The 14,414-nt window shown below is 71.6% G+C and carries 10 protein-coding genes; 7 read left to right on the forward strand and 3 right to left on the reverse strand.

What is annotated here, in order from left to right; translation table 11 throughout:
* Positions 1-63 precede the first annotated feature (63 nt).
* The gene (locus tag ACQY0Z_RS06485; protein WP_439811953.1) at positions 64-1,275 is read right to left on the reverse strand and encodes a PP2C family protein-serine/threonine phosphatase; all 1,212 of its coding nucleotides are present in this window, start codon (positions 1,273-1,275) and stop codon (positions 64-66) included.
* Positions 1,276-1,406: 131 nt separating this feature from the next.
* Between ACQY0Z_RS06485 and ACQY0Z_RS06490 the strand changes: the two genes are divergently transcribed.
* Complete coding sequence (locus ACQY0Z_RS06490; protein WP_189897733.1) at positions 1,407-1,847, forward strand: hypothetical protein; 441 nt, start codon at positions 1,407-1,409, stop codon at positions 1,845-1,847.
* A 397-nt stretch (positions 1,848-2,244) separates the two neighbouring features.
* Positions 2,245-3,156, forward strand: coding sequence for a hypothetical protein (locus ACQY0Z_RS06495; RefSeq protein WP_189897735.1), 912 nt, complete (start codon positions 2,245-2,247; stop codon positions 3,154-3,156).
* A gap of 146 nt (positions 3,157-3,302) precedes the next feature.
* On the opposite strand, the gene snpA is transcribed toward ACQY0Z_RS06495, so the two are convergent.
* Entirely contained in the window at positions 3,303-3,983 is a 681-nt protein-coding gene (snpA, locus tag ACQY0Z_RS06500) for a snapalysin (protein ID WP_189897737.1), read from the reverse strand.
* Positions 3,984-4,206: 223 nt separating this feature from the next.
* On the opposite strand from snpA, the gene ACQY0Z_RS06505 reads away from it, so the two are divergent.
* Positions 4,207-5,130 carry a LysR family transcriptional regulator gene (locus tag ACQY0Z_RS06505; protein WP_189897738.1) on the forward strand — a complete coding sequence of 308 codons (924 nt, stop codon included), beginning with the start codon at positions 4,207-4,209 and terminating at the stop codon, positions 5,128-5,130.
* A 25-nt stretch (positions 5,131-5,155) separates the two neighbouring features.
* Here ACQY0Z_RS06505 and ACQY0Z_RS06510 read toward each other — a convergent pair whose 3' ends face one another.
* Complete coding sequence (locus tag ACQY0Z_RS06510; RefSeq protein WP_439811954.1) at positions 5,156-7,225, reverse strand: PhoX family protein; 2,070 nt, start codon at positions 7,223-7,225, stop codon at positions 5,156-5,158.
* A gap of 276 nt (positions 7,226-7,501) precedes the next feature.
* On the opposite strand from ACQY0Z_RS06510, the gene ACQY0Z_RS06515 reads away from it, so the two are divergent.
* The 4 genes from ACQY0Z_RS06515 (at position 7,502) to ACQY0Z_RS06530 (ending at position 14,341) form a co-directional block, all read left to right on the forward strand.
* Positions 7,502-9,277: a VWA domain-containing protein gene (locus ACQY0Z_RS06515; RefSeq protein ID WP_439811955.1), complete on the forward strand. Its 1,776-nt coding sequence runs from the start codon at positions 7,502-7,504 to the stop codon at positions 9,275-9,277.
* A gap of 123 nt (positions 9,278-9,400) precedes the next feature.
* Complete coding sequence (metG, locus tag ACQY0Z_RS06520) at positions 9,401-11,017, forward strand: methionine--tRNA ligase (protein ID WP_189897742.1); 1,617 nt, start codon at positions 9,401-9,403, stop codon at positions 11,015-11,017.
* 105 nt (positions 11,018-11,122) lie between these two features.
* Entirely contained in the window at positions 11,123-11,638 is a 516-nt protein-coding gene (locus ACQY0Z_RS06525; RefSeq protein ID WP_347225595.1) for a hypothetical protein, read from the forward strand.
* A gap of 9 nt (positions 11,639-11,647) precedes the next feature.
* Positions 11,648-14,341, forward strand: coding sequence for an HD domain-containing protein (locus ACQY0Z_RS06530; protein ID WP_381729275.1), 2,694 nt, complete (start codon positions 11,648-11,650; stop codon positions 14,339-14,341).
* Positions 14,342-14,414 lie beyond the last annotated feature (73 nt).

Raw genomic sequence — 14,414 nt, forward strand, 5'->3', positions numbered from 1 at the left:
GTCCCCTCCCCCTGTCGATCACCTACGGCAGCACCGTAACCGCTGCGGTCGCGAACGGGGGCGTCACCGCGGTGAACGTCCCCCTACGCCACGTTCGGCCCCCGTGCCCCTGCCGCGCCGCACCGCGAACACCGTGGTGTCGTCCGAGAGATGCCCCCGGCAGTGCCTGAGCGTCCCGTCCCGCACGGCCGGCACCAGCCGGACGGGGGCCGTCAGCCCCGGGTCGGCGGCCACCGCGCGCCGCACCTCCTCCACGACCTGGAAGAAGTGCCCCTCCCGGTCCCGGGCCTCCGTCACCCCGTCCGTCACCACCAGCAGCGTCTCGTCGACGTCCAGACGCACCCGGCGCACCGGAGGGCCGTCGGGCGCCAGGTCGCGGTAGCCGAGCGGCAGCCCCCCGGCCACCGGCAGGCGCCGCACCCCCGACGGGCCCACCGCCAGCGGGGGTTCGTGGCCGAAGACGACGGTGTCGACGGCGTCGTCCTCGTCCGCGGGGAACGAGAGCAGCACGGCCGTGGCGAACCGGTCGCCGTCCGCGCGGCCGAGGGCGGTCGTGTACTCACGGTGGCGCACCATCCGCGCCTCCAGCCGGTCCGCGACCACCGCCAGGTCCGCCTCGTGAAAACCCGCCTCGCGGAACGTGCCGAGCAGTACCGCCGCCGTCTCCACCGCGCCGAGACCCTTGCCCTGCACGTCCCCGACGAACACGCGGGTGCCGTGCGGTCCCGGCTGGATGTCGTAGAAGTCGCCGCCGACCCGCGCCTGGGCGTCGGCGGTCAGATAGACGCCCGCGTGCTCCAGGCCGCCCCAGCCCGGCGGCAGCGGCCGCAGCACGGTACGCCGCACCGTGTCGGTCACGTCCCGCATGTGCAGCGCCCGCCGCTCGCCGCGCACCCGGACCGCGCACGCCGCGGTGGCCAGGACGCCGCCGAGGGCGACCAGGATGAAGTCGGGCAGGCCCGCCTGGAACTGGTGCGGCCAGGCGCTGTCGACGACCGTGTACGTGCCCATCGACAGCACCGCGAACACCGCCGTGCCCCACACCCCGCACAGCGCGGCCGCGATGCCCGGCACCAGCACGATCCAGGAGATGATCCGGAACTCGCCGGTGGTGTTGTAGTCGGCCACCGCGATCGCCACGAGCAGCAGCAGCGGAGGCACCCAGGTGACGCTGCGGCCCCCTACGCGCAGCAGCTTCTGCCGCTCCACGACGTCGCCCAGGCCGGCCGTCGGGTACGGCTCGGGCAGGGCGTGTCCTGTGGTGGCCGGACTCACGGCCCCAGCGAAACACGCGGCCGGGGCGGCCGCATCCCCTCCCACCGGGGCTTCCTCCGGGCGATCGAGTTGCCGCGGGGGCGCGGCAGGTGTGCCCTGGATGGACGGGGGACGGAGGAAGGAGTGCTCCCATGGCGCACGCGGCGCCCCGGAACCGGGGCATGATCGAACAGGGCCGCACCATCAACGTCTTCGACACCCGCACCCATCGCATGGCCCGGATCGTCCTGCCCGTCCTCGCGGCGCTGGTCTACGGCTTCTGGGCCGCGGCGAACCGCCGCTACGGCGGCCCCATCACCGGCTGGAACCTGCTGTTCGGCTTCCTCACCGCGCTCGTCTTCGCCGTCGTCCTCATCACCCTGCTCACGGTCACCCCGAAACTCCGCCGTGAGCTCCACGCCCTGGCGTGGGCGTCCTTCGCGGGCATCGCGGCCGGGTTCCTCCTCAGCCAGTCCAACACGAGCGTGCTCCGCTCCACGGCACTGGGGGTGGGCGTGATGGCGGGGACGTTCCTGATCATGTTCTACCGCTACTACACGAAGGAGGACGCGGAGGGGCACCGCGTGGAGTGAGGCGGTTTCCTGGCGCAGACGGCGCCTCTGCGGTGCGCCTCGCCCGTACCCCCGGCTCAGGGGGTGCCCCGCACGGTCGTACGCCGGGTGCAGCCCGAGGGGGCTGGGCGCGCAGTTTCCCGCGCCCCTGCCGTCTGCGGTGCGCCTCGCCCGTACCACCGGCTCAGGGGGTGCCCCGCATGGTCGTACGCCGGGTGCAGCCCGGGGGAGCCTGGTCGCGCAGTTTCCCGCGCCCCTGCCGTCTGCGGTGCGCCTCGCCCGTACCCCCGGCTCAGGGGGTGCCCCGCATGGTCGTACGCCGGGTGCGGCCCGAGGGAGCCTGGTCGCGCAGTTCCCCCCGCCCCCGTTCGGGCGTGCACCGCTCGCGCCCGCGCAGGCGCGCCTGTTGCCTGAAGACGTGGGTTCGCAAAGTGGGTCACGGAACGCGGTCGCGGCGGTGTGCGTCGCCGTCGCCTGCCTCCTCGTCCCCCTCGCCGTCCTCGCCACCTGGGCCACGTACGGTCTCGCCGACACCGGAAGGTACGTCCGCACCATCACCCCGCTGGCAGGCGACCCCTCCGTCCGCGAGGCCGTCGCCACCACCGTCGCCGACGAGGTCGTACAGGAACTGGAGACCCGGACCACGGCCGACGCCGCCGTCACCCCCTTCGTACGGGACGCCATCGACTCGTTCACCCGTACGGACGCATTCCGCACCGCCTGGGAGGCCGGCAACCGCGCCCTCCACGACGCGGTCCTGCACGCCCTCCGTGACAACGCCACCGGCCCCGTCACCCTCGACCTCGCCCCCGTCACCACGCAGGTGAAACAGCGGCTCGAAGCCGACAACATGCCCTACGCCCACCGCATCCCCGTGCAACACACCCAGATCCCCGTGCTCCCGGCCGAGGAGGTGGCCGGGCTGCGCCAGGGTTACCGCCTGCTCGACGCCGCCGCCCTCTGGCTGCCCCTCACCGCCGGCGCCCTCGCCGTGACCGGTGTCGCGGTCGCCGCATCACGCCGCCGGACGATCACCGCGGCCGGTCTCGGCACCGCGCTGGGTGGCGCGCTGCTCGCCGTGGCGGTCGCGGTCGGCCGCCGGCTGACCCTGGCCGACCTCCCGGACGACGTCCACCGCGCAGCGGCCGGCGCGGTCTACGACGCCCTCACGGCGGCGCTGCGCACGGCGTCCTGGGTGCTCGTCGCCGTGGGCGCAGGGGTGGCCCTGGCCTGCTGGCTGACCGGCCGACTCACCCTCCGCCGCAGCCGCCCCACACCCGCCCCGCCCACCGCGGCACCCGCCCCGGCAACCGCGGCGAACCGGGGCTAGGCACACCGCGAGGTGCCGCGCCCCAAGGGGCGCGGGGAACTGCGCGGCCGGCCCCGACGGACCGCACCGTGACCGACCGGGAACGGCGGTGCGGGCCGCCCCCGCGACAGGGGACGGCCCGCACCGGACGGGACCCGCGGAGCGGATCAGCGGCCGGACTTCTCCAGCGCCTTCTCCGCCTTGTCGAGCGCCGCCGCGAAGCCGTTGGCCCACAGCTGGTTCACCCGCGACCGCTCCGCCGAGTTCGGGTAGGCGTTGGTGCAGGACGGGCCGGGGCCGCCGCCGGACATCAGCTCGCTGCACGGACCGGAGTAGTTGTCCGGCAGCCCCAGCACGTGACCGGTCTCGTGCGCGGTGACCCGCGTCGAGTTGTAGGTCTGGTTCTGGGCGTAGTCGAGGAAGATGTAGCCGCTGCCGTGGCCGTCGGTCGACGCGTACGAACCACGCGAGTCGTTGCCCTCGTAGTACGCGAAGTCGGCGCCGGAGGTGCCCGCCTGCAGTCTCACGTTGGAGACCGAGCTGTTCCAGATCGAGGCGCTCTGGGCTATCTGGCTCGCGAACGTCGGCGCCTGGGAGGCGTTGTAGACGACGGTGACGGCGGCGGCGCCGGTGGGGTCGGCGGCGCGCTTCTCGGCGACGGACTTCAGCACGGCCTCGAAGAACGCGCGGTTGGCCGCGGCCTCCTCGGACGAACCGGCGTACGCGGCGTACGAGTCGGCGGGGGCGAGGGGGGCCTCGGCGGCGCCGGCCGGGGCGGCGCCCAGACCGAGCGCGGTCAGGCTCAGACCGGCCGCGGACAGCACGGACAGGGGCATGCGCAGGCGCATGGATGACTCCTTAGGTGGGGGGTGAGTCACGACACCGGTGAGTGTCCGCGCCTGTGCGGCGGCTGTGATGATGGCAACCGGTGATAGGACCGGGCTATCGCCCCGCTCCGGCCATGTGCCGCACGCCTCCCGGATCCAGGTGTCGCAGACGCCCGACTACGCCTGCACAGGCGGGGTTTGGGTGTCTGGTGAAACCTGAACTTCCCGCTTACCCTCCCAGGACATGGAGCTTGAGGTCCGGCACCTCAGGGCGCTGTGCGCGATCGCCGACACGGGCAGTCTGCACCGGGCCGCACGCCAGCTCGGCGTGGCCCAGCCCTCGTTGAGCACGCAGCTGCGGCGCATCGAACAGGAGCTGGGCGGTGCCCTGTTCGTCCGTGCGCGCACGGGCTGCCGTCCCACCCCACTGGGCCGGCTGGTGCTCGGCCGCGCCCGTCCGCTCGTCACGGAGCTGCGTTCCCTGGTCACCGAGGCCCGCGCCGCCGCGCTCGGCGGCAGCCGGCTGCGCATCGGCTCCACCGCGAGCCGCGCGCTCGCCGGCTGGCTGCGCCGTCTGCGCCGGCACTGGCAGGAACCCACCCTGCACATGGACGTCTCCGCCAACGCCCTGCTGCGCATGGTCGCCGACGGCCAGCTCGACGTGGCGTTCGTGCACGAGGTGGAGGGCTGCCCGCTGCGCGTCCCGGACGGGCTGCGCACCCGCGTCCTCATCGCCCGCGAACCGCAGTTCGTGTCCCTGCCCGCCGACCATCCGGCCGCGGCCCGCCCGGTCGTCCACCTCACCGACCTGGCCCACGACCGCTGGATGATCGACCCGGCGGTCGACGGCGAATGGGACGCGGTACGGCGGATGCTGCGCGAGGCGGGGATCGACCCGCCCGTGCTGCACGGCGACTACCACACGGCCGCGTCCCTGGTCGCGATCGGCGAGGTCGTCACCGTCTGCCAGCCGACCTCCCCCTCCCGCCCCGACACGGCCGTCCGCCGCATCGCCGGCGACCCGCTGGGCGTACGGCTGCTGCTGGCGGCGCGTACGGACACGGAACTGGAGGGCGTGTACCCGCACCTGGCGGACGCCTACCAGGAGGTCGCCCGGCAGGCGCCCGCGTACCGGGAGTGGCTGGAGGAGCTGGTGCCGGGGGCCTGAGCACCCCGGCGTCCCCCGCCCCGCCTCAGACGCCGATGTCGCGCCCGTCCGCGCGCCACACCGCGACGACCGCCGGACGGACGTACGAGCCGGGACCGTCGGGCCAGGTGCTGGCGGGACGCGCCACGGTCGCCCCGTCCACCTCGCCCGGGTGCTGCACGGCCACCAGCACCCGACGGTCCTGGACGACGGGACCGCAGGTCTCGGCGCCCGTGGGCACGGTCAGGAACTGCTTCAGCTCACCGCGCCGCTCCCCGCGCGTGGCGACGCCGAAGAGGCCGTCGTGGGAGCCGAGGGCGCTGCCGTCGGTGGAGATCCACAGGTTGCCGTGGGTGTCGAAGGCGACGTTGTCCGGGCAGGAGATGGGGCTCACGGCGTCCTTCGGGAAGCCGGCGAAGTACGTCGCCGGGTCCTGCGGGTCGCCCGCGACGAGGAACAGCGACCAGGCGAAGCGGGTGCTCTCCGGCCGGTTGAGGCGCTCGGTCAGCTCCAGGACGTGGCCGTGCTTGTTGGCGTGGCGCGGGTTGGCCTCGTCCGCCTTGGGGTGGGAGCCCACCCCCCGGTTGGAGTTGTTGGTGAGCGCGACGTACACCTTGCCGGTGACGGGGTTCGGCTCGATGTCCTCGGGCCGGTCCATCTTGGTGGCGCCGGCCTTGTCGCCCGCGAGCCGCGTGAAGACGAAGACCTCCTCGGCGGTCATGCCCTCCACGTGCGAGACGGCGCCGTGCGCGGTGGCGGTGGCCAGCGGGATCCACTCGCCGCTCCCGTCGAACTCGCCGTCGTTCGGCAGCTTGCCGGTGCCGTCGATGTCGTCGGCGGGGGAGTCACCGGTGAGCTTGGCGACGTAGAGGGTGCCTTCGTCGAGCAGCGACAGGTTGTGCTCGCGCACGGCGCGGCCGCTGCCGTGCCGCATCCGCTTGCTGCTCACGAACTTGTAGAAGTAGTCGAACCGCTCGTCGTCGCCCGAGTAGACGACCGGCCGCCCGTCGTGCGTCAGCCGCACGGTCGCCGCCTCGTGCTTGAACCGGCCGAGCGCGGTGTGCTTGCGGGGCGTGGAGTCCGGGTCGTACGGGTCGAGTTCGACGACCCAGCCGAAGCGGTGCACCTCGTTGGGCTCCTGGGCGAGGTCGAACCGCTTGTCGAACCGCTCCCACTTGCGCTCCGTCGCGCCGGTGCCGATCCCGTACCGCTTGTCGGTGGCCCTGCCGCCGTTCGCGAAGTACTGGTTGAAGTTCTCCTCGCCGTGCAGGGTGGTGCCCCACGGGGTGGTGCCGCCGGAGCAGTTGTTGAGGGTGCCGAGCACACGGGTGCCGGTCGGGTCGGCGGACGTCTTCACCAGGTCGGACCCGGCGACGGGCCCGGTGAGGCGGAATTCGGAGGTGGCGGTGAGCCGCCGGTTGAGGTGGTGCCGTCCGACGGCGGTGAGCCGGCCGCTCCGGTGCTCCTCCTCCACCGCGACGACGGCGAGTCCGTGCGCGGCCCAGGCGATCTCCACCTGCTCTCGGGTCGGGTTCTCCGGGTCGTAGTCCCGGAACATCAGGATCTCGTCGGTGTACTCGTGGTTGGCGACCAGCAACTGCCGGTTCCGCTCGCCCTTCAGGGGCAGCAGAGCCAGGAAGTCGCAGTTGTACCCGAACTGTCCGGCCTGCGCCTTCGCGCTCTGACGTTCCGGGTCGAAGGCGGGCGCGCCGCGCAGGATGGGCTCGCCCCACCGGATGACGACGTTCTGCCGGTAGCCGTCCGGCACGGTGACGGCGTCACGGGTGTTGGGCGGGACGGGGGTGAAGCGGAGGCCGCGCGCGCCCTTCTGCGGCCGCGGGCCCCGTTTCGCGGCGGCGGCCGCTTCCGCCTCCGGCGCGGCGGCGAGGCCGGCCGAACCGGCGCCCGCCGCCGCGACGGTGACGACGGCGGCGGCGCGCATCATCGAACGGCGGCTGAGGGCGCCGGCGACGACGTCGCCGACGTACTCGTTGTCGCTGGTGTTGGGCACCTCGTGGAAGCAGGCGTCACCACACCGGAAACGACAGGTCAGGGCGGACCGGCCGCCGGGGTGCGAACCGGACGGCGTTCCGATCAACGGCAGCAGCTTGCGCACGTGTTCTCTCCTTGGCGTGCCCGTGGTGTCAGCGCGACCGTAGGAGCCCACGGGTGCGGTGACCGGGCGCGGGAGTGAACGGCGGGTGAACCCGGAACGGCATCCCGGGCGTACGCCGGAGCGGAACGTCGACCCCACACCGGCCGGATCACGCCCTTGACAGATACGATCCCGCACATCCCACCCTGCCCAAGATCGCCCCCAAGGGCCGCTAACCTTACGTGTCCGTCCTGGCCAGGGTTTGACGGGCATCAACTCACGCGAAGGGGTGCGCACATGGGCATTCTCACTCTCCTGCGGAACGCGTTCGGCCGGTCACGGAAAGCGAGGTCCGCAGAAGCGGAGGGTGCGGCGCCGGCCGCCGAGACGACGGAAACGGCCGCCCCGACGACGCCCGACCCGTCCGCGACGGCGACGGTCCCGGAACAACGCGAAAGCGACGAACACGACCTGGTGAGGTCGGCCTTCGACAAGGTGGAGGTCCCCCGGCCCGCCGGGTCGTCGGAGACGAAGCCGACGGCGTCGGAGCCGGTTCCGACGCCGGAGGCGGAGACGGCTCCTGCCGAGGCGGAGGCGCCCGAGGCAGAAGCGACGCCCGCAGCCCCGGAGCCGGCTCCGACGCGCGAGGCCGAGGCAACCCCCGAGCCGGAGGCGGCCCCCGCCGGGCCGGAGGCGCCTGAGGCGGAAGCGGTGCCCGCGGCCCCGGAGCCGACGGCTGAGTCGAAGCCCGAGCCCACCACCCCGGAGCCGGCCCCGGCGCCTGAGGCCGAGGCAACCCCCGAGTCGGAGGCGCCCGAGGCCGAGACGGAGCCGAAGGCCGAAGAGCCCGAGACCGACCCGGCCCCCGCACCGGAGCCGACACCCGAGGCGACTCCGGAGCCGGAGGCCGAGGCCAAGCCGGAACCGACCCCGGAACCGGAGGCAGCCGCAGAGCCCGAGCCCAAGGCCGAGGCGCCCGCCACTCCGAAGGCCGAGGCCGAGCCCGAAGCGGAGCAGGAGGCGAAGCCGGAACCGGCCCCGGAGCCCGAGGCCGCGGCCAAGCCGGAGCCCGAGCCGGAAGCGACTCCCGAGCCGAAGGCCGCTGCCGAGCCCGAGCCTGAGGCCGCGGCAACCGCCGAGCCCAAGCCGGAGGCGAATCCCGAGCCGGAGGCCGAGGCGGAGCCGGATGCGTCCTCCGGGGCCGAGACGGAGTCGGATGCGGCCGCCGAGGCCGAGGCGGCTGCCGAGCCGGCGGCGAAGGCGGAAACCGCGCCGTCGCCGGAGGCGACTCCCGCGGACGCCGACGGCGAGCAGGCCCCACAGGGGCCACCCGCACCCGACAACGAGACCCGCACGGGTGGTCCGGGTGGGAACGAGAAGGCGGCCGAAGGCGAAGCCGAGGCCGAAACACCCCCCGCCCCGGCAACCCCGGCCTCCGCCCTCCGCGACACCACCCTCACCACCGCCTACAAGGCAGCCGGCACCGTCCTCGCGGACAACAACCTCACCGGCGCCCGCGCCAAGATCCACCTCGTCCTCGACCGCTCCGCGTCCATGCGCCCGTACTACAAGGACGGTTCCGCCCAGGCCCTCGCCGAGCAGACCCTCGCCCTGGCCGCGCACCTGGACCCCGAGGCCACCCTTCACGTGACCTTCTTCTCCACCGAGCTGGACGGCACGGGCGAGCTGACCCTCACCGACCACGAGAACAAGATCGACGAGCTGCACGCGGGCCTCGGCCGCATGGGCCGTACCAGCTACCACGCGGCCGTCGAGGCCGTCCTCGAGCAGCACGCCAAGGAACCCGCCGGCACCCCCGCCCTGGTGATCTTCCAGACGGACGGCGCCCCCGACGCCAAGACCCCGGCCACCAAGGCCCTCACCGACGCGGCGAAGAACCACCCCGACGTGTTCTTCTCCTTCGTCGCCTTCGGCGAGCACGACAACAAGGCGTTCGACTACCTCCGCAAGCTCAAGACGGACAACACGTCCTTCTTCCACGCGGGCCCGACGCCGCGCGAGCTCACGGACAAGGAGCTGTACGAGGGCGTACTGGCGAACTGGCGCCCGTAGGAATCACCACGCTCGCCACCCGGGGGGTGGACGGGGAGGCACGGACGGAACCCGTTCGCCACCCCCGTCCACCCCCCGAAACGCGTGTGAGTCGATCTCCCCGGGACCAGTAGGATTTCGACCATGGCGGCCACTGGATCAGAGAAGCAGGGGGCGAAGGCGTACTACGTCACGACCCCCATCTACTACGTCAACGACGCTCCTCACCTGGGCCACGCCTACACGACCGTCGCAGGCGACGTGCTCACCCGCTGGCACCGCCAGCGTGGCGAGAAGGTGTGGTACCTCACCGGCACGGACGAGCACGGTCAGAAGATCATGCGCACGGCCGAGGCGAACGGGGTCACCCCGCAGGCCTGGGCCGACAAGCTCGTCACGGAGGCCTGGCAGCCCCTGTGGGAGCACCTCGACATCGCGAACGACGACTTCATCCGCACCACGCAGAAGCGGCACACCGACCGCGTCCAGGAGTTCGTGCAGGACCTGTACGACAAGGGCGAGATCTACAAGGGCGGCTACGAGGGCCCGTACTGCGTGGGCTGCGAGGAGTACAAGCTCCCCGGCGAGCTGCTCGACGGCGAGGGCGAGTACGCCGGCCAGAAGCTGTGCTCCATCCACAAGAAGCCGGTGGAGATCCTCAGCGAGGAGAACTACTTCTTCAAGCTCAGCGAGTACAGCGAGAAGCTCCTCGCGCACTACGAGGCCAACCCGGGCTTCATCCAGCCCGAGTCCGCGCGCAACGAGGTCGTGAACTTCGTGCGCCAGGGCCTGCAGGACCTCTCCATCTCGCGCTCGACGTTCGACTGGGGCGTCAAGGTCCCGTGGGACGACAAGCACGTGATCTACGTGTGGGTCGACGCGCTGCTGAACTACGCGACGGCGGTCGGCTACAACGAGAACCCGGAGAAGTTCGAGTCGACGTTCCCCGCCGACGTGCACCTGGTCGGCAAGGACATCCTCCGCTTCCACGCGATCATCTGGCCGGCCATGCTGATGGCGCAGGGCCTCCCGCTGCCCGGGAAGGTCGCCGCGAACGGCTGGCTGATGGTCGGCGGCGAGAAGATGAGCAAGTCCAACCTGACCGGCATCAAGCCGCAGGACCTGACCTCGCACTTCGGCGTGGACGCGTACCGCTGGTACTTCCTGCGCGCGATCGCGTTCGGCCAGGACGGCTCGTTCTCCTGGGAGGACTTCTCCGCCCGCTACACCAGCGAGCTGGCGAACGACTACGGCAACCTCGCCTCCCGGGTGGCGGCGATGGTCGGCAAGTACTTCGGCGGTGAGCTGCCGGCCGCGACGGCCGACGGCGACGCGGAGAAGGCGATCCACGAGGGCCTGGCGAAGGCCGTCGCGGAGGCCGACCGGAAGATCGGCGAGGAGCTGGACTTCCAGGGCGGCATCCTGGCGGTCTTCGACTTCGTGAAGCAGGTCAACGGCTACATCACCGAGCAGGAGCCCTGGAAGGTCGCCAAGGACGACTCGCCGGAGGGCAAGGCCCGCCTGGCGACGATCCTCTACACGGCCGCGGAGTCGCTCCGCGCGGTGGCGGTCCTCCTCAACCCGGTGATGCCGGAGACGTCCCAGAAGCTGTGGGACTCCCTCGGCGCGGAGCCCGCCCTGGGCGCCCTCGCCGACCAGAAGGTCCAGGAGGCCGGCGCCTGGGGCCTCCTCCCGGCCGGCTCCACGGTCACCAAGGGCGCGGTCCTCTTCCCCCGCCTGGAGGAGAAGCCGGCCGCGTAACGCGCCCGATGCGCGCGAAAAGGCCTGGGAACCCCTGTGTTCCCAGGCCTTTCTGGGTATAGCTGTGCTGTGACGGCAGGCCTACGGGTGGGGGCTATGGGGGGCATGGGGGAGACGGAACAGGCACAACCGGATACGGGCACCACAGACACGGAGACGACGGACACCGCCGCCCTGCGCAACGACCTAGCGCTGGAACGCTACCGATACGTTCTGCAGCAGATTCAGACGGTGAACGAGAACGCACACCGTTTCCTCGCGATCTACCAGACCCTTGCCACCGCGCTCGTCGCCACGGCACTCGCGCTCTTCGTCGGCTACCGCAAGTGGGAGCTGGCGGCGGACACCGCACGCGGCGGAGTGATCGGTCTGCTGTCACTGACGACCGTCGTGGCCGTCTTCACCGGCATCCTGATCGTCGTAGGGGCGCTTGCCTGGCTCGACTACCGCCATGAGGAATGCGACATCACCGACGAGCTCGTCGGCCCCGGCTTTCGCAAGCGTCCACGCCCCGGCAACTTCCTGCGCTGGTACGAAACGTACGTGGTGCTCTTCATCCTCGTGTCGGTGATCACCATGTGGGTGCTCGCCGGCCTGTTCCTGCTGCCCGCAATGAGGTGACCGTCCCCCGTGACCGAGCACGTCCACACGAACACGTCCCTGTGGAAGGACACCCTCGCCGCCCGTCCGGGGGGTCCCGAGGCGGATGCTCACGCCGAGCAACGGGGACGACTGCGCACGTCGTACACGGAGTTGCGACGAAAGGCTGCCGTCCTCCTGGAGGAGAACGCCCGCAGCATGCCGGACTTCACCGTGCACGACATCAGCCATGTGGACGCGCTGTGGGAGACGGCCGACCTCGTCTGTGGGGACATGGTCACCCTGAACCCGGCCGAGGCGTACGTCCTGGGCTGCGCCTTCGTGCTGCACGACGCGGCAATGGGAACGGCCGCCTACGGAACGACCGTGCCGGAGGCGTTGGGCGAGAAGCGCTGGCGCGACCTGGTGTCGCTGGCCTACTACGAACGGGAGGGATGCTGGCCTGAGCGCGGCGATCTGGAAGACCCGCCTACAGAGATCGCCGAGGCATGCGTGGCGACCGCGATCCGCGAGACCCACGCCGAACGGGCGAAACAGCTGGTGGACCAGCCGTGGCGGAGCAGCACGGGCAACGAGATCCATCTGATCGACGAGGTGCAGCTGCGGGAGTGGTACGGCCCGCTGATCGGAGACCTCGCGGCCAGCCACTGGTGGCCCGTGGACCGCCTGGCCCGAGAGTTCCGGCACTCGATCGGGTCGCTGCCCTGGCAACCGAGCGAGTGGGTCATCGAGCCGCTCAAGCTGGCGTGCATCCTGCGTCTCGCCGACGCCACCCAGGTCGACAGCCGCCGCGCCCCCAGCTTCCTGTTCTCGCTGCGCCGGCCACGCGGGGTGTCGCGTGAGCACTGGCGGTTTCAGGAGCACATCAGCCGCCCGTACCGCAACGGCGACCGCGTCACCTACAGCTCGCTGCGCCCCTTCCCGCCTCAGGACGCCGCCTCCTGGTGGCTGGCACTGGAGTACCTGCGCGGCATCGACCGCGAGCTCAAGGCTGTTGACGCGCTGCTGCACGACCTGGGACGGAAGCGGCTCGCGGCGCGCGCGGTCGCCGGCGTCGATTCCCCGGAACGCTTCGCCGAACTGTTCCGCGTTCAGGACTGGCGCCCCATCGACGCGACGGTCAAGGTCTCCGACATCCCGTCCCTGGTCGGCACACTCGGCGGCCGGCAGCTCTACGGGGACGAACCGGAGGTCGCCCTGCGGGAGCTGATCCAGAACGCCCAGGACGCCGTGCTGGCCCGCCAGACGCTCCAGCCCGACTTCCCGCTCGGCCAGGTGGAGATCCGCCTGACCCGCACCGACGACGACTGGTATCTGGAGGTACGCGACTCCGGCACCGGCATGGACGAGGAGACCCTGGTCCACGGGCTGCTCGACTTCGGCACCAGCGGGTGGAGCTCGACGAGCGTGCGCAACCGTCTGCCCGGCCTGGCCGACGGCGGCTTCCGCCCCAGCGGCCGCTTCGGCATCGGCTTCTTCTCCGTCTTCCTCCTGGGCGACGAGGTCGAACTGATCACCCGCCGCTATGACGCCTCCCTGGCGGACGCCCGCCGCCTCACCTTCGACGGCCCTTCGCACCGCCCGCTCCTCACTCCGGTGCCGGGACAGGGGTGGGTGCCGGAGGGCACGACGGTGCGGGTGAAGCTCAGAAAGAGCCCTTACGCGATGCAGGGCCTGTTCAACAGAACCTACGACGAACGTCTGCCCGAGCTGGCCAGGCGTCTGGTACTGGAGAACGCGGTGCCCATTCATACCTGGGAGCCGGGAGCACCGGAGCCGCAGGTTCTCCGCCCGTTCTCCCTCGCCTCCGGGGCGCGGGAGGAGGTCTTCGACCGCCTTTACCCGCCGCAGGCGGCGAAGGGGCGCGCCGGGGAGGAGAAGTTCCGTCTCCAGATACGCGACGACTTCGTCAACAGGGCGACGGAGGTACGCGACGACAAGGGGCAGCGCGTCGGGCTCGCCATGCTGTGGAGCAACTGGAGGCATCAGGGGCAGCGTGATTACCCGGGCATTGTGACGGTCAACGGATTTCTTGCCGATACGTCGGTTGCGTTCGCCGGATACCTCATGGGACAACCCAGCCGCGCCTCACGGGACAAGGCTGCACTGGTCGCCACCCGGGACGAGATGCGGCAGTGGGTTCACACACAGGAGCAACGACTACGCAGCGCCGGGCTCTTCGACGATTCGCTGCAGTTGGAGATCGCGCTCACCCTGCACACCGCTTCCCCCCCGCTCTCCGACGACGTTGCGTTCGCCCTGACGGCACAGGGTGTGCTCAGCCTGTCCGAGGTTCGCGAGTGGGTGGTACAGCGCACCGACATCTTCGTGGGTCTCGGCTGGCCTCTCTCCTGGCGCACCCGCCCACCCGAGATTGGTCACCCGGTGTCCGGAGAGCCAATCCAGCTGCCCGACGACTGCATTTTCATCTGCCAGTACGGCACCAGCTCACCGCTGACGGAGGTGTTCCCATACGCCGCCAACCGTGATCCCGCCTATGAGTTCGCCCGTGACCACCCCACCCTCACATGGCAGAAGCACTGGTGGCGCATGTCGGACGACTTGTACGGCCTGTTCGTCCGCACTCTGTGCGACGTTTGGAACTGCTCGCTGGAACCCCTCCTGTCTCCCCTCGAACGACGCGACTGGTCGGACTGCATCCACGTGGACGAATCGCTCGGTCCCGTGCCCGGCTACCGATTCCGCCGTCCCACCGGCACGTAACACGCGCGCTACAGCACGGCCCCGGAAGAACACGACGCTTCTCCCGGGGCCGCACGCTTTGCGAAGATCGCGT

The organism is Streptomyces sp. P9-2, from assembly GCF_051903975.1.
GTDB classification, from domain to species: Bacteria; Actinomycetota; Actinomycetes; order Streptomycetales; family Streptomycetaceae; genus Streptomyces; species Streptomyces cellulosae.